The sequence below is a fragment of the Bradyrhizobium sp. BRP19 genome, from assembly GCF_020194195.1.
Classification (GTDB): Bacteria; Pseudomonadota; Alphaproteobacteria; order Rhizobiales; family Xanthobacteraceae; genus Bradyrhizobium; species Bradyrhizobium yuanmingense.
Map to the genome: position 1 here is coordinate 1 of NZ_JADYVZ010000065.1, position 2,019 is coordinate 2,019.

Annotated in this window: 2 protein-coding genes and 1 pseudogene; all 3 read left to right on the forward strand. The window is 63.8% G+C overall.

All coding sequences use genetic code 11. The features are described from left to right. Positions 1-94, forward strand: a pseudogene (locus I6F36_RS38470) (short-chain dehydrogenase); the annotation flags it as partial. A gap of 12 nt (positions 95-106) precedes the next feature. Next, positions 107-1,288, forward strand: a complete 1,182-nt coding sequence (locus tag I6F36_RS38475; RefSeq protein ID WP_225128161.1) for an acyl-CoA dehydrogenase family protein — start codon at positions 107-109, stop codon at positions 1,286-1,288. Between the two features lie 22 nt (positions 1,289-1,310). Further along, positions 1,311-2,019: acyl-CoA dehydrogenase family protein (locus tag I6F36_RS38480; RefSeq protein ID WP_225173242.1), on the forward strand; the 709-nt coding region annotated here is incomplete at its 3' end.

Genomic DNA, 2,019 nt, shown 5'->3' on the forward strand with positions numbered 1-2,019 from the left:
GGCCGTCGCCGGCGCCTACTGGCAGCTCTACCAGCAGCCAAAGACCGCCTGGACATTTGAGCTGGAGATCCGCCCGTTCGGCGAGAAGTGGTAGGGAGCCGGTTCGATGGAGCTCGCATTGTCGCCGCAAGATGCGGCGTTTCGCGACGAGGTTCGCGCATTCATCAGGGATCATTACCCCGAAGAAATGCGCGTTCCGAATCCCGAGACCGATCTGACCAAGGAACAGTCGCTGCTCTGGCATCGCATTCTCTACAAGAAGGGCTGGATCGCGCCGCTATGGCCGAAGGAATATGGCGGCCCCGGCTGGTCGATCACACAGCGCTTCATTTTCGAGCAGGAGACCTCCCGGGCCGGCACGCTTCCGCCGCTGGCCTTCAGCGTCACCATGGTCGGACCCGTCATCTACACCTTCGGCAACGAGGCGCAGAAGACAAAATTCCTGCCACGGATCCTGTCCGGCGAGGATTGGTGGTGCCAGGGCTATTCCGAGCCGGGCGCCGGCTCGGACCTTGCGACCGTCAGAACCAAGGCGGTGCGTGACGGCGACCATTATATCGTCAACGGTCACAAGACCTGGACGACGCTGGCGCAGCATGCGGACTGGATCTTCTGCCTTGTGCGCACCGATCCGAACGCGAAGCCGCAATCCGGCATCTCCTTCCTGCTGATCGACATGAAGTCGCCCGGCGTCACGGTGCGGCCGATCATCACGATCGACGGCAGTCACGAGGTCAATGACGTCTTCCTCGAGAACGTCCGCGTGCCGGTGGAAAATCTGGTCGGCGAGGAGAACAAGGGGTGGACTTACGCCAAATTCCTGCTCGGGAATGAACGAACCAGCATGGCCGGCATCGGCCGGTCGACCCGTTATATCCAGAAGCTGAAGCAGATCGTAGAGGCCGAGATCCCGGCCGACGATCCAGCGCATCTCGAATTTCTGCGCGACATCGCCCGCGTCGAGCTCGACGTTTTGGCGCTGGAGGCGACCGAGCTGCGCGTCGTGGCACAGCTGGCGCGCGGCATTGATCCCGGCCCTGCGGCCTCGCTGTTCAAGATCCGCGGCACCGAGATTTTCCAGGACATTACGGAGCTCACGCACCGCGCCATCGGCAATTACGGCCTTGCCATCCGCGAACATCCGGTCAGCGCCAATCGCTTCATGCCGGGCCCCGACTACGGCCATACCGCCTCGGAGAAATATCTCAACGCGCGCAAGCTCAGCATCTACGGCGGATCCAACGAGATCCAGCGCAACATCATCGCCAAAGCCGTGCTCGGGCTCTAGCCACACGGATCGGGAGGAGCGGATGGATATTCAGTTCACGGAAGAGCAGGAATTGCTGCGGTCCAGCGTGCAGCGCCTGCTGCGCGACCAGTACGATTTCGAGGCGCGGCGCAAGATCGTGGCGAGCGAGGAAGGCTTCAGCCGCACGCAGTGGGACGCTTTCGCCGAACTCGGACTGCTCGCCGCGCCGTTCTCCGACAGCGCCGGTGGTCTGGGCGGCGGCCCATTAGCGACCATGATCATCATGCATGAGTTCGGCCGTCACCTCGTCGTCGAGCCTTTCGTCGAGACGGTGGTGCTGGCCGGCGGCCTGATCGAGCACGCCGGCACGCCCGAGCAGCAGCAGGCCTTCATCCCCGGCATCATCGACGGAAGCAAGATCTGGACACTGGCATGGACGGAGAAGGAATCCCGTTTCGACCTTGCCAAGGTGACCACAAGGGCGCGGCGCGAAGGGAGCGATTACGTTCTGACCGGCGCGAAGACCATGGTGATCGCGGCGCCCTGGGCCGACGATCTCATCGTCTCGGCACGGACCTCCGGCGACGACCGTGACCGCGGCGGAGTTAGCCTGTTCGTGGTCGACCGGCGCGCCGCTGGACTAGATCTCCAGAGCTTCAAGACGATCGACGGCCGCAGGGCCGCCGAGATCAGCCTGCGCGAGGTCCGCGGGCAATTGATCGGGCGCGAGGGCGACGGCGTCGCCTTGCTGGAAGCCGGTCGCGACCGCG